Here is a 24,438-nt window from a genome sequence, read left to right as displayed (position 1 = left end):
GTGTACTTCACCGACCGCGGTATCGAGGAGCTCGCGGATCGTCGTGGTGAGGAGCTGGTCACTCTCGAGTGGGTGAGTGACCAGCTCCGCCACTTCGTCGATCTCAACCCCGAGTTCGAGACTCCCGTCGATCGACTTGCCTCCTGGCTGGCACGCCTCGACGACGACGACCTCGACGACGAGTAACGTCTGCGGTAGTCCCTGACCGCACCACCACCCCCAGGAGTACCCCCGACGTGAGCGGCACCCCGATGACGGACGCAGCCGGCAACGAGTTCACCCCCAGCGCGAGCTTCTCTTCCGACGAGGGGCGACGGGATGTCTCGTTGGTCTTCATCGGCGACTCCTTCGTCGCCGGGATCGGTGACGAGAAGGCCCTCGGGTGGACGGGGCGGGTTCTCGCCCGCACCACCCTCGCCGATGCCGTGCTGGCCCACTACAACCTCGGTCTGCGCGGGGAGACCTCCGGCGGGGTCTCCCAGCGCTGGCAGTCCGAGGGCACCCTGCGCTTCCGTGACGCCACCGAGCGTCGGCTCGTGGTGCAGGTCGGCCACGCCGACGTCGCCGCGGGCACCTCGATCGCCCGGCACCGGCTCAACCTGGCCAACGTGCTGGACGAGGCCGCCAGCCAGGGTGTCGGGACCTTCGTCGTCGGGCCCCCGCCCACCGCCGACCCCGAGACCAACGAGGCCCTCCGCCAGCTCGTCGACGCCCAGCGCGACGTCTGCGACCGCCGTGGCGTGATGTTCGTCGACACCTTCACCCCCCTCGTCGGTCACGACCAGTGGGAGGCGGACCTCGCCGCCTCCGCCGACGGCGTGCACCCCGGCCAGGCGGGCTACGGCCTCATCGCGTGGCTCGTGCTCCACCACGGATGGGGCGACTGGCTCTCCTGAGCCCTCACCGGGTCACCTTGTCGCTGGGGCCCCCCTTGACGCCGGGCCCCCTTGACGCCGGGCCCCCTTGATGCTGGGTCCCCTTGATGCTGGTTCGATGTATTCGCGCGTCCTCGAACGCTTGTGATTTGAAGGGACATGCCTGACAGGTATGTGAAGAGACATCGCTGACAACCGGGGGCTCGGTAGCGGCCCGGAAGATGGGCTGCATGAGTCAGCAGGCGGTCTCGGTGGAAGTTCGGTTGGCGGTCGGTGCTCACGCTGTCTTGGAGGATGCCTCGGGGACCTCGGTGAGCGAGCTGTGCAAGCAGCAGGGCATCTCGCGGGATACGTACTACCGGTATCGGCGCCGGATGCGCGAAGAGGGCGTTCAAGGTTTGATCCCGCGCTCGAGGCGGCCGAACAACTCGCCCAGGGCCACGGACGCTGACACGGTCGCGGCGGTGCTCGACAAGCACGACGAGCTGGTTGCAGAGGGCTGGGACGGCGGGGCCATGTCGGTGCACGATTGGCTCACCCTGGCGGGCGTGGAGGTCCCCTCGGCGCGCACCTGCCACAAGATCCTGACCGACCACGGGCGCACCGAGCCGACACCGTCCAAGCGGCCCAAGTCCAGCTACCGCCGCTTCGAGGCGATGAAACCCAACGGGGTGTGGCAGCTGGACGGGCACGAGGTCAAGCTCACCGAGGGCAAGGGCGTCGTGCTGCGCTTCCAGGACGACCACTCCCGCATGCTGATGGCCTCACGCGCCGCCAGCGCCGAAACGGGCGAGGACACCTGGAAATGCATGGTCGCCGCTATGGACCGCCACGCAAAGCCGGCGTTCATCCAGTGCGACAACAGCACGGCCTTCACCGCCCGGCTGATCAAGGGCGGGGGCTACTCCATCCTGGAGGCTCGCCTGCACCGCATCGGGGTCGGGATGATCAACTCCAGCCCCAAGCACCCGCAGACCAACGGCAAGAAGGAACGCGAGTGGCAGACGCTGGAGCAGTGGCTCAGAGCGCGTGAGCGCGCCACGGACCTACCCGAGCTGCAACGCCTGCTCGATGCCTACGACCTGATCTTCAACACCGAACGCCCGCACCAGGGCATCGCCGGAAGCACGCCCGCGCGGCGCTACGCAGCCACCGACAAGGCCCTTCCAGACCCTGAGCAGCTCAAGGAACGCCAGTTCGTGCGTGAGGTCACTCTGCCCCCGGCCGGGTACTTCGACCTGCCCGGAGCCCGGGTCAGCCTCGGCGTCGCCTGGGCCGGCGCGACCCTGCACTACCTCATCGACCAGGACCACGCCGTCCTCTTCCACGAAGAACGCATCCTGGGACACATCCAACTCGACCCGGACAAGATCACCACGCCCAAAACCGGCCGCACGTACTATCGAGTCGAAGCACGCCCCTGACTGTCAGACATGTCCCTTCACGACTGTCCGACATGTCCCTTCACAGGACACGTCCCGGGAGGCGCACCAATACATCGACCGGGCGACGTGCCGGCTCTCCGCGCCGGTCCCCCAGCTCAGCGGCGCCGGCGAGCCAGGTTGTCCTGGGCCCAATCGGAGCGAAGGGCGGCGGCCACCTGGTCCATGACGGTCTCCTCGTTGAGGCGGAGCCCGACGACATTGATCCGTAGCACCCTGTCACCGTCGATGACGACCTGGTTCTCACGCAGGTTGTCGTCGACCTGGGCCAACCCCCACAGGTGACCCGCCCCGTCGATCTCGACGACGAATCCGTACTCCTCGAAGTAGACATCGAGGTAGACCCGTCCGCGCGGCCCCCTTCGCATGACCTGCCGGCTCGGGACGGGCAGCCCCCGCTTGCGGCACGCCGCGGCGAAGTCGATCTCGCCCAGCGACTGCGCCCCGTCGACGATGTCCATCACGAGCTGACGGATCAGGGCCCGTCGTGTCCGCCCCCGCACCAGCTCGAGCGCGGCCACGAGACGCTCCCCGGTCACGAGGCGTTGCTGCACCGGCATGGCGAGGATCGTCGCCGCCTGTCGATCACTGACGGCCCAGTGTGCGGCTCGGATCGCCGCGACGGCAGGTGTCGTCCTCGGTATGCCGACTCGGACCGCTTCGTCCTCGACACGACGGATCACCTTGTGGATCTTCACCCCGTCGATCGGGGCGACCACGTGGTTGTGGATGGCCGACACGTGCACGACGTCCTCGGTCCATCCCTTCAGCCCCGCGGCCAGGAGCGCCGACGCCCCGTCGACGAGGGCGATCCGCTCGCCCGTCTCCCACACCGCACGCCAGCACCGAGCGTCATCGTCCAACGGCGCGTCGCGCATGCCGAATGTCTGGTTCCCCAGCCTGACCCACCGCCCCGCTGCGGCCTGGGCGTCGGCCTGGTGACGCGTGACCCCGAGCTCACGCAGACGTCGCCGACTCAGCACGAAGCCGGTCTCCTCGGACGCAGCGAGCACGCGGCGGTGACGCTCGATGGCGGTCTCGCGAGGTGGCATGGGAACACCGTGCTGGCCGCCTCGTCACGATGGACCCGACCCCGTGCAGCTGGGGACGACGAGCCAGCACGACGTCCGGCTGTGGACAGCGAGCCGCCCTGGGTCGATGTATCCCCGCGCATCCCACCACGCACGAATACATCGACCCGGCGGAGCGGGGGCGACTCCCGCGGATGCGGGCCGCGGGCCTCCCCGCTGCTACGGTGCCGCGCATGACGATCACCGATGAGAGCCATGTCACACCACGATCGACCTGGCGCAGCCGGTGGTTGGCCCTCGGCCCCGGCCTGCTCGCCGCGTCGGCCGCGATCGGCGCCTCCCACCTGATCTCCTCCACCCAGGCGGGCGCGCTCTTCGGCTGGCAGCTCGTCGGGCTGATCCTGCTGGCCAACCTGCTGAAGTACCCCTTCTTCCGGTTCGGGCCCCAGTACACCGCCGAGACCGGCCACAGCCTCGTCGAGGGCTACGCGCGCCGTGGCCGGGTCTACCTGTGGGTCTTCTTCGTCCTCGCCGCGCTGTCGTCGGTCGTCTCGACCGCGGGCGTCGCGCTGCTGTGCACGGTGATCCTGTCCTACCTCGTGCCGGCGTCGTGGGGCCTCGGCGTCCCGGTCCTGGCCGGCGCCCTGATGGTCATCACCTGGCTGCTGCTCGTCGGCGGTCACTACAAGGCGCTCGACGGGGTCACCAAGGTCATCCTCAGCGTGCTGGCGCTCTCCACGGTCGTGGCCGTGGTGATGGCCGCCAGCCAGGGCGCGGTGCGCCAGCCGGACTTCGTCGAGCCCTCGCCGTGGAACCTCGCGACCCTCCCCTTCCTCGTCGCGCTCGTCGGGTGGATGCCCGCGCCGATCGAGATCAGCGCGCTCAACTCGCTGTGGGTCAAGGCCAAGGCCGAGGACCGCACGGTCCTCACCCGCGACGTCCTCTTCGACTTCAACATGGGCTACGTCGTCTCGACGATCCTGGCGGTGTTCTTCGTCGGGCTCGGCGTCTTCGTCCAGTACGGCAGCGGCAAGGAGCTCGAGCTGGCCGGCGGCGCCTACATCCCGCAGCTGATGTCGATGTACGGGGACGCCATCGGCGCATGGGCGACCCCGATCATGGCCGTCATCGCTTTCGCCGTCATGTTCGGCACCGTGATCTCCGTCGTCGACGGCTACGGTCGCGCCTGTGCGGAGTCCCTGCGGCTGCTGAGCGGCCGCTCGGAGATGACCCGCCGCCACAAGGACCTGTGGATCACCGGCATCGCCGGCGTCGGTCTGGCGATCGTCGTGTGGATGAGCGCCGAGCTCGGCACGATGCTGCGCTTCGCGATGATCAGCGCCTTCCTCACCGCCCCGGTCTTCGCCTGGCTGAACTTCTCGATCATCCGCAGCGAGCGCCGGCTCTCCGTCGGCATCCGCGTGCTCGCGTACGCCGGTCTGGCCTTCCTCGTCGGCTTCGGCGGGCTCTTCCTCGTCTCGGAGCTGGGCCTGCTCTGAGTCCTCCCCACCCCACGCACGACGGGCGAAGGGGGTTGGGGCGCCGTACTCATGGGCAAGCCGCCGGCGAGGGGCCATGCTTTGTCCATGGACACCACATCCCACGCGAGCGCGCCGCGTGAGGTCAGCCGCCAGCAGCTCGACTGGCTGCGCGCGGAGGTCGCCGACTGGCGGGCCTCGGGCGTCATCGACGCCACCCAGGCGGAGAGGATCACCGGTCGGTACGACGTCCGCGGTGGCTCGTCCGCCTCGTCCGTGCTCGGACGCATCATGCTCCTGCTCGGCGGCGCCTTCGTCGGCGTCGGTCTGATCTGGCTCGTCGCCTCCAACCTCGACGAGCTGAGCCCGATGACCCGCTTCATCGCCGTCGTCGCCCTGTGGTTGGCCTTCCTCATCGGCGGTGAGGTCCTCGCCGCGCGCCGCGCCCCCCTTCCCCTCGTGGGAGCGATCCGGCTGCTCGCCGCGCTCGGCATCGGTGCCGTGATCATGCAGGCCGCGCAGTCGCTGCAGGTGCCCGCGTACGAGCCGACGCTGGTGGGCCTGTGGTCGCTGGGCGCCCTGCTGCACGCCCACCTCACGAAGTCGACGATGCCCTTCCTCGTCGGCCTCGGGACCGGCGTCCAGTGGTGGATCTGGCAGCCCCTGTGGACCGAGGGCAGCGCGATGGCCGGCGTCATCTCCCTCGGCGCCGGCGCCGTCGTCACCGCCTCGCTCGCGGTGCTCAGCGACGGCTGGGTCCGCTCCTTCGCGTGGGGGTGGCGACTGGTCGCCGCGGCCCTCGCCCTGGCCGCCCTCTTCGTCGCGGCGATCCCGGGGATCTACGACGGGCTCGACTGGTCGCTGTGGTTGATCGTCGAGCTCATCGCGGCCGTGCTGCTCGGCATCGTGGCGGTCGCCCTGGCGGTGCGCCGGCCCGACCACGCGTGGATCGAGCCGGTGGGGGCCTTCGTCGTCCTCGCCGCAGCGGTGCTGCTGGCCCTGTGGGACACCGGCACGGACATCAGCGACGTCGGGCCCAGCCAGTGGGCGCACGCCGTGCTCAGTGTCGTGGCCTACGTCGGTCTGGCGGTCGCCCTCCTCGCCCTGGACGTGCTGCGCGAGCACCGCGCGCTCAACTGGGTCGCGATGGCGGCCCTCGTGGCCTTCACGACCTTCCAGAGCTTCGCGGTCTTCGCGCCGATCGTCACGGGGGCCCTGCTCTTCGTGGTCCTGGGCGTCGTCTTCCTCGGGACCGGGCTGCTCTTCGACCGTGCTCGCCGACGAATGGCCAAGACGCTCGATCCCGTCACCGGACCGGGCTCCGACGAGGGGGTGCAGCGATGAAGCGCATCGCCACCGTCGCGACCATCGCGGTTGCCCAGCTGGTCCTCGTGGGGGTCGCCGTCGCTCCCCAGCTCTCGGCGCGGCTCATCGGCGACAGCCACGTCCTGCGGGTCGAACCCATCGACCTGATCGACCCCTTCCGCGGGGCCTACGTCAGCCTGGGCTACCCCGACCTGCAGCCGCCACCCGACCCGGCCTCCGGCGAGATGCCACCCGGCGCCTGGAGCCTCGACGACGGCGAGTCGGGAGACGTCTACATCACGCTGCGCCGCGACGGGGACGTCTGGGTCGCGGACGAGTGGCTCCGCGAGCGCCCTTCGGACACCCCGTACCTGGCCTGCGACGACCACTCGTGGAACGTCCGGTGCGGCATCGACAGCTGGTTCCTGCCCCAGGACGAGGCGCTGGCCATGGAGGGCGACCTCGCCGACGGGGCCTACGCCGAGGTCCGCGTCGACAGGTGGGGCCACGCCGCCCTCGTCGACGTGCGGGAGTCGCCCTGAGGTTCGGGGGCTGTCCCTTCGAGGCTCGCTCGCTCCGCGAACTCGCACCTCAGGGACCGTGTGGCCGCCCTCGCTCACTGCGCCGCCCCGTGTACTCGGTTGGATGTAATCCCGCGCCTCCGTAGCCGCGGGATTACATCGACCGGGGCGAAGGGGGGCCCGGCCGGCGCCTACTGCCCCGTGCGGGCGTACTTCGCCTCGGTGGCCGACTTCATCGGGCGCCACCACTGCTCGTTGGCCTCGTACCACTGGATCGTCGCGGCGAGCCCGGACTCGAAGTCCCGGTACCGCGGCTGCCACCCCAGCTCCTCCCGCAGCCGGGACCAGTCGATCGCGTACCGCCGGTCGTGGCCGGCACGGTCGGGCACGTGCTCGAAGTCCTCCGGTGAGCGGCCCATCAGCGACAGCACCGAGCGCACGACGGTCACGTTGTCGACCTCGCCGTCGGCCCCGATGAGGTAGGTCTCCCCCACCTCACCCCGGTCGACGATCGCCCACACCGCGTCGTTGTGGTCGTCGACGTGGATCCAGTCGCGCACGTTGAGCCCGTCGCCGTACAGGCGCGGACGGCGTCCGTCGAGCACCTCGGTGACCTGGCGGGGGATGAACTTCTCCACGTGCTGGCGCGGCCCGTAGTTGTTGGAGCAGTTGGAGATCGTCGCCTCGATGCCGAAGGAACGCACCCATGCCCTCACCAGCAGGTCCGAGGCCCCCTTCGTCGAGGAGTACGGGCTGGAGGGGTTGTACGGCGTGGCCTCGGTGAACCGCTCCGGCGAGTCCAGCGCGAGGTCGCCGTAGACCTCGTCGGTGGAGATGTGGTGGTAGCGCACCCCGTGCCGGCGCACCGCCTCGAGCAGCTCGTATGTCCCGACGACGTTGGTCTGCACGAAGGCCCCGGGCGAGGCGAGCGAGTTGTCGTTGTGCGACTCCGCCGCGAAGTGCACCACCAGGTCCGAGTTCGCCACGAGCGAGTCCACGAGCGCCGCGTCCGCGACGTCCCCCTCGACGAACCGCACGTCATCCCGCACCCCGTCCAGCGACGACAGCGACCCCGCGTAGGTCAGCGCGTCGAGCACCGTCACCTCGACGTCCCGGGTCGCCAGCGTCCGGTGCACGAAGTTGCTCCCGATGAACCCGGCTCCCCCGGTGACGAGCACCCGCATGCCGCTCAGGCTAGTCGGCCGTCAGCGGGTGCGGTAGTGCTCGAGGATCGCCTCGTGCAGGGCCTCGATCGCCTTCGGGTCCGCCCCGCCGGGGCGATCGCCGACCAGCGAACCGGCGGTGGCCGCGCTGTCGTCGCTCCCCACCGAGAACCCGAACGACCGCTCGCTGCCCGAGGTGTCGGCCAGGTCCGTCACCACACCGTACGAGCCGAGCGCCACCATGAGCGCGGCGAAGATCGCGGCGATGGGCGTGACCAGGCTCAGCTGGAGGTCCGGCCCCTGCGTCGACCGCGCCATGTCCACCTTCCGCACCTTCCGACCGCCCTCGGCTGGGCGGCCCGTGAGTGCACCCCCGCTCTTCCCCAGCGGGGGTGCACTCCTACTCTGGAGTACATTGAATGGTAAATCAAGGGTAAGAGAGCAGTAAGTTTTCTGACCTGCCCCTCAGACACCTGAATCGGTGGCCGGGGCGTGGGCGTCCCCGGGCGCGAGCCCCGAGGCCACGTACCGGCGCAGCGCCTCGACCTGGTCGACGGGCTGGAAACCCGTCTGGCGCAACCGGTCCAGCGACAGGGTGCTGTGCCGCGGCCGCGGCGCCGGGGCGCCGTACTCCTGCGTGCTGATCCCGGTGACGCCCTCCCGCGAGCGCCCGCGCAGCGCGAAGACCTCCCGGGCGACCCCCGCCCAGGTCAACGGCTCACCGGCCTGGGTGACGTTGTACGTGCCGAAGGAAGCGGAGCGCTCCACCAGGTGCAGCGTCGCCGCCGCGATCTCCGAGGCGAGGGAGATCCGCCCGTGCTGGTCGTCGACGACGGCGGGGGTACCCCCTTCGTCCGCGAGGCGGGCCATGGTGCGCACGAAGTTGGCCCCGTCCCCGACCACCCACGCTGTGCGCAGCAGGTAGTGGCGCGGGGCGAGCGTGACGGCGAGGTCCCCGGCGGCCTTGCTCTGCCCGTAGACGGACAGCGGGGCGAGGGCTTCGTCCTCGTCGTGGACCTCGGTCTGCCCGTCGAAGACGTAGTCGGTGGAGTAGTGCACGAGGGTGAAGCGCTCGCTCGCGGCGCGGCGGGCCAGCTGGGTGGGCAGCTCGGCGTTGAGCCGCCAGGCCAGGCGGCGCCCTTCGTCGCTCTCGGCGGCGTCGACGGCGGTCATCGCGGCGGCGTTGATGACCAGGTCGTGCTCGCCGAGGGCGAGGGCGGCCACGGCCGCGCGGTCGGTCAGGTCCAGCTCCGCGCGCGTGGGCGCGAGCGCATCGGGCAGCAGCGCGCGCAGGGCCGAGCCGATCTGCCCGCTCCCCCCGAGGATCAACGGCCGACGCCGGGCGAAGGGGGTGACCCCCTCCAGGGTCGGGTTCGCCTGGTCCTTGGGCGAGATCTCGGCCTGCGACAGCGGGATCGGCCAGTCGATGGCGGCGGTGGGGTCGTCGAGGGCGAGCGCGGTGTAGGTCAGGTCGGGGCGCCAGTGCGCGTTGACGAGGTAGGAGTAGACGGCTCCGTCGGTGAGCGCCTGGTAGGAGTTACCGACGCCGCGGGGCACGAAGACCGCGGTACCCGGCGCGATCTCGGTGGTGAAGGTCGCGCCGAAGGTCTCCCCCTCGCGCAGGTCGACCCACGCGCCGAAGACCGCCCCGTGCACGACGGTGACGAGCTTGTCCCACGGCTCGGCGTGGATCCCGCGCGTGGACCCGCGGACGGCGTTGTGGGAGACGTTGTGCTGCACCGGGCCGAAGTCGGGCAGCCCGAGCGCGGTCATCTTCTCCCGCTGCCAGGCCTCCTGGAACCAGCCGCGCGTGTCCCGGTGGACCGGCATACGCAGCACGAGCAGTCCGGGGACCTCGGTGTGCTCGAGCTGCATCGCCATGATCGGAGGCTATCTGTTCCCGCGTCAGCCGACCGGACGTCGCCGTGCTCTCGTCGGCTGGGCAAATCGCCCACCGGACATCTTGTTGACCGACTTCTTCTTGGCCTCGGTCTTCACCGGGCGCGAACCCCGCACGGGCACATCGGAATCAGTCGTCTCCTCGTTCGCCTGCACGTCATGCCGCACGGCCGCGCCAACCGCCAACGCATACCTTCGGACCGTGCTCAGCCTCGGGTCGCGCTCGGCGGACTCAAACTTGGCGATCGCGCTCTGGGTGATGCCAAGGAGCTCGGCAACGTCCCTCTGCTTCAGGCCGGCGGCTCGACGCATCTCGATGAGGCGGTCGATCAGCCTCTCGTCCTCGTCGACCAGGAGAGCAGCCAATCGGGCCGTCGCGTCCTCCTGGTCAATTCCGAAGATCTCGTCCAGGTCCATGTCGCCTCCTCACGCTCGTCGCCCCTTCGATCAAGGTGCCAGTATGACTGATAAGTCATGTGTACGGAACCCGTACGGCGCCTTCTGCCGGGTCAGGAGTAATGGTTGTCCAAGCGGTCCGAGGCCTCGTCCATGCGACGGTTCTGCTCATCAAGACCCGAGCGCCCAGGTGGCTTTGCATGAATTGCGAGGGCCAGCAACATGCGCTGTTGATGTGCGGGCTCGGAGTAGTAGCAGCGGATCTTCCATGCCCCAGCGCCGGGCGGGCGCTCCTGTCAGTCATTGAGGCGTATCTCAAGAATCCTGCGTTGGCGTTCGCTTTGAACGACCTCCTCGCGATGCTCATTGCGCGTCAGACGGAGCTTCCCCTGACTCGCCCGGCTGAACTTCTTGCGCAGCTCCGCCCGCAGCATCGTGAACTCGAGGTCTGAGACCAGTCCGCTCAGCGTCTCCAAGTCGGTCAGCATCGCCTTCGGCTGGCCGGCAAGTGTCCGTTCACCGCCCAACCCGGGGTTGCCCCACGGGTCGTAGCACGATCGCAGGCCAACCGGATCGGCAATGGTTACCCACCGTCGTCGTCCCATGCCCATTCGTTCCTTCTCTCGGGTGGAAGGAAGCGTGTCAGCGGGTGCCGACAGCCGGGGCTGTCGCTATCGGTCGTGCGCGACACGAACTCGCGGGACGTCGCGTCAGCCGGCGAGCGCCTCCTCCACCGTCTCCGCCCACAGCTGCGAGCCGGCGGTCGAGGGGTGCATCTCGTCCAGCCGCAGATTGTCCGGCGGCTGGTCGGACTCGGCGAAGGCGGCCGCCACGTCGATCGTCGGCAGCCCGGACTCCTCCGCCCACCCGGCGATCGCCTCGCGCACCGACGCGTTGGCGTCGTCGGCCTGCGGGTTCTGCAGGACGACGACGATCGGGGTCTTCGGGGCCTCCTCGGCGATGGCCGCGCGCAGCTCCTCCATGGACTGCGTCGCCTCGTCCTCGGAGGAGTAGTGGTGCCCGTAGCTCAGCAGCACCAGGTCCGGGTCGGCCGAGGGCCACATCGGGTCCCAGTGCTCCACCGGGTAGTCGGCGGTGGCCTCGGTCATCCCGCCGGACCACAGCCGCGTGTCCTCGGTGACCCCGCTGTAGCCGTTCTCCGTCTGGGTCATCCACATCGCCCCGGGCATGCCCTGCGACTCCGCCAGCAGGAAGGCCCACTCGTCCCAGCCGTCACCGGTCTCGTCGCCGAGCACGAGCACTCGCGACCCGTCGGCGGCGAAGGCCTCGCGCGCGTCGTCCATGCTCCACTCCCCCTCGGCCGCGCCCTCGTCGCCATCGGAGCTGCTCGACTCCGGGCTCGGGGAGCTGCTCGACTCGCCGGAGGACGAGGAACCCGCGCCGCTGCCGGTCGTGGACGCCTGGGCAGAGGATGCCTGCCGATGGTCGAGGAAGACGAAGGCCCACAGGCCCACGACGAGCACCAGGAGCACGAGGGCCACGACGAGCGCCAGGGCGGACGAGCGGCGATCCGGAGAGCGAGCCATGGCGGCACACTACTGCGGGGCGCTACCTTGAGGGATGCGCGGGATCATCCTCGCCGGGGGGACCGGGACCAGACTGCACCCGATCACGCTCGGCGTCTCCAAGCAGCTGGTGCCGGTCTACGACAAGCCGATGATCTACTACCCGCTGAGCACGCTGATGCTTGCGGGGATCACGGACGTCCTCGTCATCACGACTCCGCACGAGGCGCCCGACTTCGAGCGGCTGCTCGGTGACGGCCACCAGTTCGGCGTCTCGATCACGTATGCGCAGCAGCCCTCCCCGGACGGACTGGCACAGGCCTTCCTCATCGGGGAGGAGCACCTCGCCGGTGGGCCGGCCGCGCTCGTGCTCGGCGACAACATCTTCTACGGGCCGGGGCTGGGCACCCGGCTGCGCCGGTTCGCGCACGTCGACGGGGCGGCGATCTTCGGCTACCAGGTCGCCGACCCGCGCGCCTACGGCGTGGTGGACTTCGATGGCGAAGGGAGGGCCACCTCCCTGGAGGAGAAGCCGGAGAATCCGCGCAGCCGCTACGCGGTGCCGGGTCTGTACTTCTACGACGACACCGTCGTCGACCGCGCTCGGCAGCTGCGGCCCTCGGCGCGGGGCGAGCTGGAGATCACCGACCTCAACCGCGCCTACCTCGACGAGGGCCGGCTGCACGTCGAGGTCCTCCCCCGCGGCACGGCGTGGCTGGACACCGGCACCTTCGACTCCCTCAACGACGCGAGCACCTACGTGCGCACCCTCGAGAGCCGGCAGGGCCTAAAGGTGGGCTGCCCCGAGGAGGTCGCCTGGCGGATGGGCTTCATCGACGACGACGGCCTGCGCTCACGCGCCGAGCCGCTGATCAAGAGCGGCTACGGCCGCTACCTCCTCGACCTCCTCACCGGTGATTGAGGTGCGAGGAACCGGTTAGTGATTGAGGCGCACCCCGGTGATTGAGGTGCGAGTCCGCGCAGCGGGCGAGCCTCGAAATCACGACCTCGCAATCACGAACCCCAACCCAAGAAGCACCATGACCAACCAAACCAAACGCATCGCCAAGCTCACCCTCGGATGGCTCCTCGTCGTCGTCGGCGTGGCAGCCCTGGTCCTCCCCGGACCAGGACTGCTGGCGCTCGCCGCCGGCCTCCTCCTGCTGTCGCAGCAATACGAGTGGGCCCGCCGTCGGGTCGAGCCGGTCCGGCGGGCCGCACTCAAGGCCGCCGCGGAGAGCGTGCAGTCGGCACCCAGGGCCCTGATCACGCTGTGCGGTGCGCTCCTGGTCATAGCCGTGGGAGCGGTGTGGGGCATCCACCCGCCCGCACCCGGCTGGTGGCCGCTGCCGGACAGGTGGTGGCTCTTCGCAGGCTGGGGCACAGGCTCCACACTGATCTTCTCCGGCATCGTCGCCATTGGGCTGATGATCTACAGCTGGCGACGGTTCCGCAGTGACGGCCCGGAGACTGCCCTCAGCTGAACTGCCGCTCAAACGCCACGATCCGATCGACAGCAGCATCCACCTCGACAGCCATCTGGTCGAAGGCCTCCTGCGGTCGCCGGTAGGGATCGGCGATGTCATCGGCCCCCTCCTCGGCCCGGTTCAGCCCGCGCTCACGCGCCAGGTGCGAAGGGAGCGCCGCCCACCGCTCCTCAGGCGTCCCCATGCCGGCGAGGCGCTGGGTCCACGGCTCGCGGGCATCGGCCGAGTCGAGCAGCCGAGCGAACTCCTTGAGGGTGAATGCCCGCTTGAGGTGGCGTGGGGAGTAGGAGAGCACGATCTTGCGGTGGGCGACCTCGAGCGGGAGGACGATGTCGACGTCCTCGAGTATCCGCTCGGTGATCTGGCGGGCCGCGAAGTCGTCGTGGATGATGCCTCGCCCTTGCAGGATGCGCGCGCTGCCCGGGTCGACCGGGTTGTCGATCATCGCGTGGGTGCCGGCGCTGGCCACCTCGAAGGCACCGGGCCGGACCGCGTCGAGTCCGTGCTGGAGCGCCAGGTGGGCGTATGGCGAGCGGCAGATGTTGCCGGTGCAGATGGTCAGGATGCGCACGCTCATGGGCACATCCTGCCGTAATGCCTCCGTTGTGAAACACTCGCGGTTGCCGTGTGACCAACTTATCGAGAGGCACCAAGCTCGTGGAGCTGCAGGACTACCTGAGGATCGTTCGCAAACGATGGATGACCATCGTCATCACGACGCTCGTCGTCGTCGGACTGGCAGCTGGGTGGACCGCCCTGCAGACGAAGCAGTACACCTCCAGCACGCAGTTCTTCGTCTCGGTCTCTGGCGCCGAGGACAGCACGGCCCTGCAGCAGGGAAGCACCTTCACCCAGCAGCGGGTGAAGTCCTATGCCTCGCTGTTGACTACCCCCCGGGCGTTGAACCCGGTGATCGACGAGCTCGGTGGCGAGGAGACGAGCGCGGACCTGGCGGAGCAGATCACGGTCACCACTCCTCCGGACACCGTCCTGATCGAGGTGAGTGTTACCGACTCCTCGCCCACGCACGCCGAGGCGGTTGCCGACGCGATCGGCGAGACCTTCCCCGAGGTCGTTGCCGAGGTGGAGACACCGGAGGGGTCCGGCATGTCGCCGATCAAGGTCACTCTCGTCGAGCCGGCGGTCACAAGTGAGACCCCGACGAGCCCTGTTCCCGTGCGCAATCTCGGACTCGGGCTCGTCCTCGGCCTGCTGCTCGGAGTCGGTCTGGCCGTCCTGCGCCACATGGTGGATACCACGGTGCGCACCGACGAGGACGTCGATGAGGTCACCGAGGAGCCGGTCATCGGCGCGGTTCACTACGACCCGCGTGCCGGCAAGGAGCCGCTCATCGTGCAGTCGGACCCGTCGTCACCGCGCTCCGAGGCCTTCCGTGCGGTGCGCACCAACCTGATGTTCGTGGACGCCGCCAACCATCCCCGGACGATCATGCTCACCTCCTCCATCCCAGGCGAGGGCAAGTCCACGACGATCGCGAACCTCGCGCTCACTCTGGCCCAGTCCGGCTCCAGCGTATGTCTCATCGAGGCCGACCTGCGCCGCCCCCGACTGCTGGAGTACCTCGGCCTCGAGGGTTCTGCTGGACTGACCGATGTCCTCATCGACCGGGCGGATCTCGACGACGTGCTCCAGCCGTACGGCGCTGACAGGCTTGAGGTGATCGGGGCAGGGGCGATCCCACCGAACCCGAGCGAGCTCCTCGCGTCCGAGGCCATGAGTCGCGTTCTCGCGCAGCTGTCCGTCCGGTTCGACTACGTGCTCATCGACACCCCACCGGTCCTGCCCGTCACGGATGCCGTGGTCCTCAGCACGAAGGTCGACGGTGTGATCGTCCTCGTAGGGACGACCATCGTGCGCAAGGAGCAGCTCAAGGCAACCCTCGAGTCCCTATGCGCTGTCGACAACACGCTCCTCGGCCTGGTCCTCAACCGCGTCGGGCACGCCTCGTCGGGTGGCTACGGCAGCGGTTACTACGGTTACTACGCCGAGGAGCACCACCCGACGTCGCGGGCGGCGCGCAAGCAAGGTCGCGAGAGGCGCTTGGCCAACAGCCGTCGATGAGCCCATGAGCGCGACTGATAGATTCCGCGACGAGGGGCCGAAGGACTCTCGACGCGACGCCACGAGGCCAGGGAGGACGAAGGACGCGTGCCGAACAGCATGAATGAGAATGTCGAGGTCATCGGTGTCTTCGCGTAATCCTCGACCGCCGGCGGGTCAACGAGCCGGCCGGTGGCTGTGGGCCTTCGTCGACCTCCTCGTGCTCACCACCGCCGTGTTCCTCGCAGCGTGGCTACGGTATGACTTCAACCCGGCGGCCACGTTTTCGGCTCCCATCGCTCAACTCGCGCTGATCGCCCTTGCCGCTCACCTTCTACTGGGCGGCATTGCCGGCCCATATGCCGTGGGTCACCTTCGGGGTTCCTACGAGGAGATCATCGACCTCACCCGCACAGTCGCGCTGTGGGCGCTGCCCTTGCAGGTCGTGACCGTGTTCGGGCCGTGGAACCTCGGTCCCCGATCCCTCCCCGTCACGGCTGGCGCGGTGGCGCTGATCGGGATGTTCGGCGCACGTTTCGTCCTGCGTACTGCTCGCTCGCACATCGCTCCCTCCTCGGCAGCGGAGCAACGAGTCCTCGTGTTCGGAGCCGGTGAAGGGGGTCGCCAGCTCGTGCGCACCCTTGTCCGGGACCCATCGGGAAGCATGGTCCCCGTCGGGCTCATCGACGACAACAAGTCCAAGCGCAGGATGCGCATCGACGGGGTCCGCGTCCTCGGAGCCACGCCGGACCTCGTGAACATCGCCGAGAAGACGGAAGCGACCACGCTCGCCATCGCAGTTCCGAGCGCGAGCGCCGAGTTGGTGCGCACCCTACGCGCCCTCGCAGAGGATGCGGGCCTGTCGACGTTGATCCTCCCCCGTGCTGACGAGATCCTGGGCCCGGTCGGTGGGAGCGACCTGCGCAGTCTTGATCTGGCTGACTTCCTGGGGCGTCGCCCGATCGAGCTCGACGCCACCGCCATCGCCGACACCATTTCCGGACGCACCGTCCTCGTTACGGGCGCAGGAGGCTCCATCGGATCCGAGTTGTGTCGCCAGATCGGCAAGTTCGGGCCCAGTCGGCTCATCATGCTCGATCGTGATGAGTCCGCGCTGCACGGCACCCAACTGTCCGTCACGGGACAAGGGCTCCTCGAGTCCGATGACGTCGTCCTTGCCGATATCCGCGACGCCGACCGCATGGTCGAGGTCTTCCAACATCATCGTCCCGATGTCGTCTTCCACGCGGCAGCGCTAAAGCACCTACCCCTCCTTGAGATGTACCCAGAGGAGGCCTGGAAGACCAATGTGCTCGGCACGCTCAATGTCCTGCGGGCGGCGCACACCGCCAGCGTGTCCACCTTCGTCAACGTATCGACGGACAAGGCGGCGAACCCCTCCTGCGTACTTGGCTACAGCAAGCGGGTCACAGAACGGCTGACGGCCTACTTCGCGGACATAGACGATCACACCTACGTCAGCGTCCGATTCGGCAACGTCCTCGGGTCCCGCGGATCAGTCATCACGGCCTTCACCTCGCAGATTGAGCGAGGCGGTCCGATCACAGTAACCCACCCCGACGTCGAGCGATACTTCATGCTCATTCCAGAGGCATGTCAGCTCGTGCTCCAAGCAGCCGCCATAGGGCGCGATGGTCAAGTCATGGTGCTCGATATGGGCGAGCCGATGAAAATCGTCGACGTGGCCAAAACACTCATCGACCTGTCGCAGCAGAAGGACATCGAGATCATTTATACCGGCCTGCGTCCTGGTGAGAAGATGTCCGAAGAGCTCTTTACACCCGGGGAGTCCATCGAATCCACTGCTCACGAGCTTGTATCAAGTGTCGACGTCCCGAGCCTTGCTGCCGACCAATTGCTGGCGTCCACGACTAGTCCCAGACACTCCGCAGTCGCTTGGATGCGCCAGTGCGCGTACCCAGCAGATGTTCACGCCACTCGTTAGGGCGTCAGGGCTGCGGCTTCTTGCCCTCGGCTTGGGCATCAGCGTCGGGATCTTGATCGCAAGGCTCGGAGGACCCGATCTTAAAGGGGTAGCAAGCGCATATACCGCCGCTGTCATCCTAGGCTCCACTGTTCTGAACTTCGATATCGGGCAACAGGCACTGCGGGTGCGCCGCGAATCCTCCATTCCCATAGGTCTACTAAGACCTATCCTCACTATAACCATTCTGTTTCTGGTTCTGTCTAGCGCAGCGGCGATTACGGCCGCAATTTACGACTCGAAAGTCTTTTGGCTTGTCGCTGGAGCGACAGTACATGCCGCTATGACCATCACGACTGTGGTTCTCGTTGGACTCAGAGGTCCCGCCATCGCCAATTGGACTGGCGTCCTTCAACCCCTCACACTGGGCTCGGGTGTATTGGTATTGGCGCACCTCGATGCCCTTACTTCAAGTAACATCTTTGCTGCCACTGCACTCAGTTTCCTAACACCACTCACACTAATCGCCCTTCCGCTGATCATCTCGGATCAGCATCACTCAGACGTCGAAGATGGCGTAGTCCCACTCCAGGCCGTCCTCCGAACATCGAGCGAATGGCAAGTGGGAAGGCTGTTTCATACAGCGACACTTAAAGCCGACGTACTCATCGCTGCCTGGCTCTTGGGCGCCAGCTCAGCAGGAATCTATTCCGTCGGCACGTCACTAGCGATGCTGGCCAATGTCATCCCCCAGCAAGTAGCCCATCAAACACTCCACGAAGCGTCGGGCTCGGGACCCGACCGAACCACTCGACGCCTCTTGCAGTCAGCAATATTAGCAACAGCTTCCGGGGCACTCATAGCGGGAGTCGGAACTTACGCCATCGTCCCGCTGTTTGGCGCCGACTTCGCGAAATCTATACCCGTTATGTACGCAGCGATCCCTGGTGTGGTTGCTTACAGCATTGTGCAGGTCGCAATAACGCACCTTCGAATTACAGGTTCTGCCAAAGACTACACGAAGCTAGCCATTCTTGGAGTGGCAGTCCTCATGACGACCGCTCTTCTTATGCGGCCCCTCGAAGAGGTAGGAATCGCGGCAGCTTGGTCGGTCTCATGTTTGGCGATGACCACATTCGCTCTCAAGTACTTCATTGGAAAGGACCGAACTAATCATGACCCGGAACCAGTCCATCCCGTCAGTTAATTCGGGCAAACGTCACTCTTGCCTCGTGTTCCTCTTTAGGACCGACCGCATTGGCGGATCAGAACGCCGCGCTGGCGAGGTCGCCTCGCTGCTGAGGAGCAGGGGCACCGAAGTCATAGCAGTGAACGTGTCTAGCGGCAATTCCGCGGCCAGCCAGTTCTTCAAAAAGCATTTCACGACACTGCATCCAGAAAAGAGCGTCACCTCCGCCCTGAAACGCTGCTCCCAGATAAACGCGAACGCAGTCGTGACATACGGGATGAGGATGACTCTCCCGGCGAGAGCCCTCTCTGTGCTAGGAATCATATCTGGCTCGTTGTACAACGCCAGGAATGGACTAGACATGAACTGGCCGACGTGGTGGCATGCCCTAGATAGAGCGACTCAAGCCGGTAACAAATTCCTCGCCAACTCTCAGGCGGTGAAGGAACATCTCATAGCCCATGGGATCGCGGCGAAACGGATTCACGTACTACCCCCAGCACTTCCGGACGAGTGGTTCTCCACGCTTACTCCGCGGACAAAGCGGCCCCTCCGGATTGCGATGATAGGAAACCATCGACCGGAAAAGAATCAAGTATTAGGCGTTCGTGCCTTTCTCTCTAGCCGCATCCGTGCAGAATTGATCATCTATACAGATAGCGCAGAGTGGCTCCCGAGCGAGTTGGCTCGGTGGGAAATTCCAGAACTGGCGCGAGTACAAGCGATAACTAATCACACCATGGAACCGTCGGACTACGACGAGGTCGACGTTGTCCTCCACACGTCGCTAAGTGAAAGCGTCCCTCGCGTTCTGCTTGAGGCGGCTTCTCGAGGATGCAGAATCATTGCCACTGACGTCGGTTCAACAGACTCAGTATTGCAGGGCACGGTTCACCGCCTCCTCTCTCCAGAACCCAGCATGGACGAGGTCACCCAAGCCTTGCTCGATATTGCACCCTCCGCCCCACTCGATGCTCCAGAGAGGGTCCGCATCACAAACTCGTGGACTTTGACGGCATACAGTTGCGCGTTCTTGGACAACGTTCTTCGTAATCGCGAAGCGCCAAGCCCTTGCTGACCTTCGGCCCACCTATTCTAATTTTCTCTATTGGTGCCCTGATTTGCTTATACGTGGCGCTACTAACTCCCAGTCTGCTGTTCGGAACGGGCATCGTCCTGTCCTTCTCTGGCGGTGTGCATAGTAACCTCATTGCAATTGGCTATGCTCTCATGGGCGCAGGGCTAGGCGGATTCCTCATCACCAGAATGCCAAGCGGTGATGTCTACAGTCGGCTAAGAACTGTCGGCCTCCTCTCCGCCCTCTTGGTATGGATTGGCTCGGCCAGCAGTGGTGCGGCCGGGGCAGGCGTGTTCTATGCGCTTTTTGCGTCGCTTATCGCAGTTGTGTTCGTGGCAAGATCTTCCGTCGACCGCATGGTTGAGGCAGTTGGGCGCGTCTACATCGTTTTCATCGGAGCGGCTTGGTTGCAGTACCTGATTACGGACCAGGCATCCCGATTTGCAGCTCTGAGTGGGAATCCCAACCGCCTGGCCTTCGGCGTCGCGCTGATGCTTCCCTTCGGCCTCGCGACCCTGAAAAGAAGTCGTCACCTCGCTGGCCTCAAACAGTTAGCACTGGTAATCGTCACAGGTCATTCCATCTTCCTGTCGGAGTCCCGACAGGGGATGATAGCAATTGCCATCACTGCACTCCTATGGCTCACCAGCCAACTCCCGCGGAGATTCTTTCCTTGGGCTTTAATCAGTATTGGAGTCGCATTCGCACTCGTCGTCTACAATTTGTCCGCTACTGACCTAGTACAGAGCGACTTGACCACTTTGGGCGATCGATTGCCGTACTACTATGCGGCTGTCGAGACCATCTCCAACGCGCCTGTATTCGGCAGTGGAGCAACGCATGTATCGGGCCTCGGCCTTGAAGGCTCCGCGCATTCTACCCCCCTAGCGCTTATGGCCCAAGCGGGCGTCCTTGCTGGTCTTATGTGGTTGGCCATCCTCCTTATTGCTATTAGTAGGGTTGCTCGACTTCCTTTTGGCCATCCGGTTCAGTTGAGCCTCTTCGCCCTCGCCCTCCTCCAACTCGTACAGAATTTGCACCACCAACCTCTCTCTTGGCTCATCCTGGCCGCCGCGATCGGAATTGGCCCTAAAAACAATAAGGAATCAGGGAATGAAGAGTGCACCCCAACGGCGCCACCGGCTCGTTCTTCTTACCAGCAGTTTCTATCCCGTTGAAGGTGGCGCTGAACGCCAGCTGCGGACGGTACTGGGCAGCCTTCACGAAGATATCGATACGAGTGTAGTGACTCGCAATACTGGCGCCCAATTACCTAAGGACGTCCACGACACACCCGAGGAACTCCGAGTGGTTCGTGTTGGTTGGCCACCCCTTTTCCGTGGTCGATTGAAGGCGCTAGGCCAAATCTACTTTCTAACTGTGGGAACCATCCGTGCCATACAAGCCAAGCCGGAGACTGTACTCAGTCTCCAACTTGGAGCTGCGTCCACTGCTGCTAGCATCGCTGCTCGTAGTACGTCAGCAAGCCATATCATTCGACTCACCGGCGGGGCGCGCATGGGGGCACGGAGCGAACCGGTCGCACGATCTCAGAAATGGCCGTCCAGGCTACACATGCGCTGGATAACTAAGGGTGCAACATTAGTTGCGCCGGGACGTCATCTCCTTCGGGACGCTGAAGAACATCTTCCGTCGACGCTCAGTGGACGGTTTTACGTTCCCAACGCCGTTACAGACTGCGCCAGCTCCGCGAGTAATATAGGCGTGAGTGGCGACGTCCTTTGGTACCACCGCAAGGATGCGACCGAAGCGAGCCAGCAATTGCTGCTGCATCTTGCCAACCGATACCCGAAGGCACGTTTCACTGTGATCGGTCGGGAACTACCTTCAGCTCCGTCGAATACTGTGAACCTCGGCTGGGTTGATGACGTTAGAGGAGTATGCGCGAGGCATAGAGTCCTCCTCAACACGACCCTATTTGAGGGTATGCCGAATGTCGCATTACAGGCGCTCGCTGCCGGGTGCCGTGTGCTCGGCGTCAAGAACAACGCCATGATGGAACTGATGGACTCCTTTCCAGACAACGTAGTAGTCAGCGACCCATATGATCCTGAGGGGTTCTCAGACAAGCTAGGCTCGTTGTTGTCCCTACCTCGAGGCGCGGCCCAGTCCGTTCCAGACACAGAGTCTGTCCGCGTTCTTTGGCGCGAAGTAATCAAAGGCACAAAGGAGAAATAATGAAGTACACACCTAAGAGACTGTTCTGGTGGGCCCTCTACCAACTGGTTGCATCGCGGTTCCCAAGCTGGGTTCGCCCATTGCGCCCCTTCCGCGCCTACTGCGCCTCACACTTCGCTCATGTGTCCCGCAAGGCCAACATCAACCGTCACGCGCGTCTCAGTTGGGACTGTTCGGTCGCGGATCACGGCGGCGTTGGTGAAGGTTCCATCTTGAGCGGCGGCGTTCATATCGGTCCCCATGTGACAATGGGCCCATACTGCTACTTCATAACTGGAGATCATCCTGTCCCCAAGGACTACGGACGCTTCCGAGATGAGGTATCGACTCGCGGGGAAATCTTCGTTGAAGAGGATGTCTTTCTTGGCGGTAGGGTAATCGTCCTTCCTGGTGTGACCATTGGTCGAGGGGCAGCAGTTGGAGCTGGCAGCGTGGTCGCTAAAGACGTGCCGCCCGGCGCCACCGTAGTCGGCAATCCCGCCCGCATTATCCGTCAGCGAAAGGTGTGATGGATCTAGTGTCCACGCACGAGTCGGCAATACCTTTTGCAGTTCCCGACATGACCGAGCGAGAGACGGCCGCCGTCGCGGAGGCGGTGGCCTCTGGCTGGCTCACTAGCGGTCCGCAAGTAGCCGCTTTTGAGGCTGAATTCGCCAGGTTCGTGGACGGAGGACACGCGCCTCCGGTCCCAGTGGCCGTTAACTCCGCAACCGCCGGTCTACATTTGGCCCTCGAGGCCGCAGGCATTGGCCCTGGCGATGAGGTGATCGTACCTACGTGGACCTTCACCGCAACTGCTGAGGTGTGCGCATATCTTGGGGCGACTCCGGTCTTGGCGGATGTTGATCCGCAAACATTGAACATTGACTTGGATTCCGCCAGTCGGGTAATGAGCAGTAACACCAAAGCCATCATTCCAGTGCACTTCGCGGGCAGAGCGTTGAGTTCGCAAGCGTTGACCGAATTCGCCCAAGCCACTCAAGTTTACGTGATTGAGGATGCCGCGCACGCCTTTCCTGCACGTTCCACGGAAGGCGAGATGGTTGGTGCAGGCGGAAGTTTCGCAACCGTCTTCAGTTTCTACGCGACTAAGACCCTGTGCACCGGCGAGGGAGGAATGGTATTAACCCCTGACTCCGACGCGGCGTCACGAATGCGAACCATGCGTCTCCACGGAATCGACCGCGATGTCTACGATCGCTACCGAGGTAACACTTCAGGGTGGAATTACGACGTCATCGCACCTGGATACAAATACAACATGACCGATATTGCAGCCTCACTAGGACGTGTGCAACTATCTCGGTCGGAACAGATGCTGGCGAGACGCAGCGAAATCGCAAGACGCTATTCATCCGCATTTGCGGCCCTGGAACTGGGTGCGCCTCCCATGACAGCCAGCAAGGGTCTACACGCCTGGCATCTGTACGTTCTACAGATCCCCTCAAAACGCAAGGGGGGTCGAGATGCGTTAGCTCGCTTTTTGAAGGAGAAGGGCATAGGTACTTCGGTTCACTTTACACCCCTGCATAGGTTGTCTTTTTGGGAGGCTAATGCACGCTGGACTTGGGGCGACGTGGCCAATGCTGAGGCGTGCGCTGAGCTAGCCTTGTCGCTTCCGATCTTTTCAGCTATGTCAGATGATCAGGTGGAACGTGTCATTTCCGCCGTACGAGAGTGGTGCCATGGTTAAACGGACCATTGACGTCCTCTCTGCCGGGTCGGCCCTCGTTCTGCTTAGCCCCCTACTTCTGCTGCTCGCACTCTTATTGCGAGTGGTCGAAGGCAAACCAGTGTTCTATGTTCAGGAGAGGGTCGGTCGCGGAGGCGGAACATTTGAGATCCTGAAGTTTCGATCCATGCGCGCTGGCTCGCCCGGGCCGCTATTTACCGGTGAGGACGACCCCCGCATCACCCGCGTCGGAGCCATACTACGAAAAACTAAGTTGGACGAAATCCCCCAGCTCTGGAACGTCCTCAGGGGAAGTATGTCACTTGTCGGCCCACGACCTGAAGTTCCGTACTACGTGGCTAAGTGGCCGACTGCATCGCGGCGCATCTCGTTGTCCGTGCGACCAGGAATAACCGACCCGGCAAGTTGGCTACTCATCGACGAGGGCGCGTTGCTGGCCAATCAAGCTCGGCCCAACACGTACTACGAAGAAGTTCTCATTCCCTTCAAGTGTTGCATGTACGTGAAGTATGCCGAGACTGCGACGACCGCCACCGATATGGCTATCCTCTTTGGTACTCTCGCTAGGCTCATGGGTCTCCATGCAGTTAGCAACAAAGCTCGGCAGCGAATTATCGAAAGGCTAGGAGCCGAATCGTGCATCCACGAGTTCGAGAAGCGGTCTTAGAAGATGCCAAAGTCATGGCAAACGTGCACGCTGCAGCCTTCGAAGGGTTTTTCTTGACCTCACTTGGTCCACGGTTTCTTGAGCAACTCTATCGGGCATACATCAAGATCGATGGAGTCACCCTAGTTTGCCTCAAAGAAGGCAACATAGTTGGGTTTGTTGCAGGTTCCGGCCCCTTAAGTGGGCGGGCCTGGGCACTCTTGGTTGCCAACCCGATGGGCTGGCTTATCGCAGGAATCGACGTACTGCTTCATCGTCCCATCAAAATCTTTACGCTCGCACAGAGGCTTACTGCCGCTAACAGGTCTACTAGGCCCGACTCCGTGCCAGCTGAAGCCATTCTGTTGGCTTCCATCGGGGTGCTACCCCAGTCCGCAAGTGCAGGCTGTGGACGTCTGCTCCTGGGAGCTTTTCAGAAGGAGGCACAGTGGCGCGGATTCCCGTGCATGGTGCTTGAGACTGACGCGTTAGGCAATGACTATG

Annotated in this window: 25 protein-coding genes; 17 read left to right on the top strand and 8 right to left on the bottom strand. The window is 65.1% G+C overall.

What is annotated here, in order from left to right; all coding sequences use genetic code 11:
* From O9K63_RS00550 to O9K63_RS00540, 3 genes are all read left to right on the top strand, one after another.
* Positions 1-186, top strand: coding sequence for a DUF6104 family protein (locus tag O9K63_RS00550; RefSeq protein ID WP_277239811.1), 186 nt, complete (start codon positions 1-3; stop codon positions 184-186).
* Between the two features lie 50 nt (positions 187-236).
* Positions 237-896 (top strand): GDSL-type esterase/lipase family protein, encoded by a 660-nt coding sequence (locus O9K63_RS00545; RefSeq protein WP_277239808.1) that lies wholly within the window; start codon positions 237-239, stop codon positions 894-896.
* 209 nt (positions 897-1,105) lie between these two features.
* The gene (locus O9K63_RS00540) at positions 1,106-2,299 is read left to right on the top strand and encodes an integrase core domain-containing protein (RefSeq protein ID WP_277237754.1); all 1,194 of its coding nucleotides are present in this window, start codon (positions 1,106-1,108) and stop codon (positions 2,297-2,299) included.
* A gap of 116 nt (positions 2,300-2,415) precedes the next feature.
* On the opposite strand, the gene O9K63_RS00535 is transcribed toward O9K63_RS00540, so the two are convergent.
* On the bottom strand, positions 2,416-3,369 hold the full coding sequence (locus O9K63_RS00535) for a hypothetical protein (RefSeq protein ID WP_277239803.1): 954 nt from the start codon (positions 3,367-3,369) through the stop codon (positions 2,416-2,418).
* Positions 3,370-3,581: 212 nt separating this feature from the next.
* Between O9K63_RS00535 and O9K63_RS00530 the strand changes: the two genes are divergently transcribed.
* The 3 genes from O9K63_RS00530 (at position 3,582) to O9K63_RS00520 (ending at position 6,673) form a co-directional block, all read left to right on the top strand.
* Positions 3,582-4,847 (top strand): NRAMP family divalent metal transporter, encoded by a 1,266-nt coding sequence (locus O9K63_RS00530; protein ID WP_277239801.1) that lies wholly within the window; start codon positions 3,582-3,584, stop codon positions 4,845-4,847.
* 87 nt (positions 4,848-4,934) lie between these two features.
* Positions 4,935-6,170: a DUF2157 domain-containing protein gene (locus O9K63_RS00525; protein WP_277239799.1), complete on the top strand. Its 1,236-nt coding sequence runs from the start codon at positions 4,935-4,937 to the stop codon at positions 6,168-6,170.
* Positions 6,167-6,673 (top strand): GDYXXLXY domain-containing protein, encoded by a 507-nt coding sequence (locus tag O9K63_RS00520; RefSeq protein WP_277239797.1) that lies wholly within the window; start codon positions 6,167-6,169, stop codon positions 6,671-6,673. The genes O9K63_RS00525 and O9K63_RS00520 overlap by 4 nt, the downstream gene beginning before the upstream one ends.
* A gap of 170 nt (positions 6,674-6,843) precedes the next feature.
* On the opposite strand, the gene rfbB is transcribed toward O9K63_RS00520, so the two are convergent.
* The 6 genes from rfbB to O9K63_RS00490 form a co-directional block, all read right to left on the bottom strand.
* A complete protein-coding gene (rfbB, locus tag O9K63_RS00515) occupies positions 6,844-7,836 on the bottom strand; it encodes a dTDP-glucose 4,6-dehydratase (RefSeq protein ID WP_277239795.1) in 993 nt (330 codons plus the stop codon).
* Positions 7,837-7,857: 21 nt separating this feature from the next.
* Entirely contained in the window at positions 7,858-8,133 is a 276-nt protein-coding gene (locus O9K63_RS00510) for a hypothetical protein (RefSeq protein WP_277239793.1), read from the bottom strand.
* Between the two features lie 147 nt (positions 8,134-8,280).
* Positions 8,281-9,696, bottom strand: coding sequence for a bifunctional dTDP-4-dehydrorhamnose 3,5-epimerase family protein/NAD(P)-dependent oxidoreductase (locus tag O9K63_RS00505; RefSeq protein WP_277239791.1), 1,416 nt, complete (start codon positions 9,694-9,696; stop codon positions 8,281-8,283).
* A 24-nt stretch (positions 9,697-9,720) separates the two neighbouring features.
* Positions 9,721-10,131, bottom strand: a complete 411-nt coding sequence (locus tag O9K63_RS00500; RefSeq protein ID WP_277239789.1) for a helix-turn-helix domain-containing protein — start codon at positions 10,129-10,131, stop codon at positions 9,721-9,723.
* A 275-nt stretch (positions 10,132-10,406) separates the two neighbouring features.
* A complete protein-coding gene (locus tag O9K63_RS00495; RefSeq protein ID WP_277239788.1) occupies positions 10,407-10,721 on the bottom strand; it encodes a hypothetical protein in 315 nt (104 codons plus the stop codon).
* Positions 10,722-10,820: 99 nt separating this feature from the next.
* Positions 10,821-11,657 (bottom strand): SGNH/GDSL hydrolase family protein, encoded by an 837-nt coding sequence (locus O9K63_RS00490; protein ID WP_277239787.1) that lies wholly within the window; start codon positions 11,655-11,657, stop codon positions 10,821-10,823.
* A gap of 34 nt (positions 11,658-11,691) precedes the next feature.
* Here O9K63_RS00490 and rfbA point away from each other — a divergent pair, with 34 nt between their 5' ends.
* Positions 11,692-12,558 carry a glucose-1-phosphate thymidylyltransferase RfbA gene (gene rfbA / locus O9K63_RS00485; protein WP_277239785.1) on the top strand — a complete coding sequence of 289 codons (867 nt, stop codon included), beginning with the start codon at positions 11,692-11,694 and terminating at the stop codon, positions 12,556-12,558.
* 118 nt (positions 12,559-12,676) lie between these two features.
* On the top strand, positions 12,677-13,120 hold the full coding sequence (locus O9K63_RS00480; RefSeq protein WP_277239784.1) for a PGPGW domain-containing protein: 444 nt from the start codon (positions 12,677-12,679) through the stop codon (positions 13,118-13,120).
* Here the strand turns inward: O9K63_RS00480 and O9K63_RS00475 are convergent.
* Positions 13,113-13,700 carry a low molecular weight phosphatase family protein gene (locus tag O9K63_RS00475; RefSeq protein WP_277239783.1) on the bottom strand — a complete coding sequence of 196 codons (588 nt, stop codon included), beginning with the start codon at positions 13,698-13,700 and terminating at the stop codon, positions 13,113-13,115. The genes O9K63_RS00480 and O9K63_RS00475 overlap by 8 nt on opposite strands.
* A 50-nt stretch (positions 13,701-13,750) precedes the next feature.
* On the opposite strand from O9K63_RS00475, the gene O9K63_RS00470 reads away from it, so the two are divergent.
* From O9K63_RS00470 to O9K63_RS00435, 9 genes are all read left to right on the top strand, one after another.
* On the top strand, positions 13,751-15,205 hold the full coding sequence (locus O9K63_RS00470) for a polysaccharide biosynthesis tyrosine autokinase (protein WP_431190338.1): 1,455 nt from the start codon (positions 13,751-13,753) through the stop codon (positions 15,203-15,205).
* 199 nt (positions 15,206-15,404) lie between these two features.
* On the top strand, positions 15,405-17,150 hold the full coding sequence (locus O9K63_RS00465) for a polysaccharide biosynthesis protein (protein ID WP_277239779.1): 1,746 nt from the start codon (positions 15,405-15,407) through the stop codon (positions 17,148-17,150).
* Positions 17,131-18,336, top strand: a complete 1,206-nt coding sequence (locus tag O9K63_RS00460; protein ID WP_277239776.1) for a lipopolysaccharide biosynthesis protein — start codon at positions 17,131-17,133, stop codon at positions 18,334-18,336. Before O9K63_RS00465 ends, O9K63_RS00460 begins: the two co-directional genes overlap by 20 nt.
* Before the next feature lie 25 nt (positions 18,337-18,361).
* Positions 18,362-19,396 carry a glycosyltransferase family 4 protein gene (locus O9K63_RS00455; protein WP_277239774.1) on the top strand — a complete coding sequence of 345 codons (1,035 nt, stop codon included), beginning with the start codon at positions 18,362-18,364 and terminating at the stop codon, positions 19,394-19,396.
* Entirely contained in the window at positions 19,390-20,574 is a 1,185-nt protein-coding gene (locus O9K63_RS00450) for an O-antigen ligase family protein (protein WP_277239773.1), read from the top strand. The genes O9K63_RS00455 and O9K63_RS00450 overlap by 7 nt, the downstream gene beginning before the upstream one ends.
* A complete protein-coding gene (locus tag O9K63_RS16835; protein ID WP_431190337.1) occupies positions 20,510-21,595 on the top strand; it encodes a glycosyltransferase in 1,086 nt (361 codons plus the stop codon). The genes O9K63_RS00450 and O9K63_RS16835 overlap by 65 nt, the downstream gene beginning before the upstream one ends.
* Entirely contained in the window at positions 21,595-22,104 is a 510-nt protein-coding gene (locus tag O9K63_RS00445; RefSeq protein WP_277239771.1) for an acyltransferase, read from the top strand. The genes O9K63_RS16835 and O9K63_RS00445 overlap by 1 nt, the downstream gene beginning before the upstream one ends.
* Before the next feature lie 50 nt (positions 22,105-22,154).
* Positions 22,155-23,288 carry a DegT/DnrJ/EryC1/StrS family aminotransferase gene (locus O9K63_RS00440; RefSeq protein WP_277239769.1) on the top strand — a complete coding sequence of 378 codons (1,134 nt, stop codon included), beginning with the start codon at positions 22,155-22,157 and terminating at the stop codon, positions 23,286-23,288.
* A complete protein-coding gene (locus tag O9K63_RS00435) occupies positions 23,281-23,955 on the top strand; it encodes a sugar transferase (protein ID WP_277239767.1) in 675 nt (224 codons plus the stop codon). The genes O9K63_RS00440 and O9K63_RS00435 overlap by 8 nt, the downstream gene beginning before the upstream one ends.
* The last annotated feature ends 483 nt before the right edge of the window (positions 23,956-24,438 follow it).

The organism is Janibacter cremeus, from assembly GCF_029395675.1.
GTDB classification, from domain to species: Bacteria; Actinomycetota; Actinomycetes; order Actinomycetales; family Dermatophilaceae; genus Janibacter; species Janibacter cremeus_A.
The sequence above is the reverse complement of the archived record's forward strand: the minus strand, read 5'-3'. Positions and strand labels throughout refer to the sequence as shown.